Origin of the sequence: Halomonas sp. AOP7-B1-5 (assembly GCF_052353045.1) — a bacterium.
GTDB classification, from domain to species: domain Bacteria; phylum Pseudomonadota; class Gammaproteobacteria; order Pseudomonadales; family Halomonadaceae; genus Vreelandella; species Vreelandella colorata.
Genome location: NZ_JBQTDC010000131.1, coordinates 1 through 521, shown reverse-complemented (window position 1 = coordinate 521; position 521 = coordinate 1). Strand labels below are relative to the sequence as shown.

Annotated in this window: 1 protein-coding gene; it reads left to right on the top strand. The window is 66.2% G+C overall.

Translation table 11 applies throughout. The features are described from left to right. Positions 1 to 67 precede the first annotated feature (67 nt). The coding region (locus ACT3XD_RS19715) for a hypothetical protein (RefSeq protein ID WP_444280714.1) at positions 68 to 521 on the top strand (454 nt) is incomplete at its 3' end.

Here is a 521-nt window from a genome sequence, read left to right as displayed (position 1 = left end):
CTTGCCCGCCACCGAGCAAACCCCGGCAAGTCAAGAGCAGTACCGCTGGGGCGCCAACGGCCAACTAATGAGTGTGACCAACGACCATGGCGAAGTAACGTTCAGCTACGACCACGCTCAACGGCTGACCGGCGAACAGCAGCGCCACGTAGGTCTCGAAGGCGGAAGCCCCTGGCAGTGGCAGCAACACCACACCCTTACCGCCAACGGCGCCCCGCAAGCGAGCCAGTTTGGCGACCTTCCCGCGCTGAACTGGCACACCTACGGCAGCGGCCACCTGCACGGGTTGAGCGCGCCGGACCTGAACCTGGACATCGCCCTGGAGCCCGACGCCCTACACCGCGAGACTCAGCGCCGCGTCAGCCTCGGCAGTGGCGACCAGACGCAACCGCTGATTCTAGAGCGCGGTTATACGAACCTCGGCCAGTTGGACCATCTCACCCTGCGCGGCGCGCAGGCCAACGGCGGCCAGCAGTACCAGTACGATGCCCTGGGCCGGATGAGCTTCCGCGCCCTGCAAG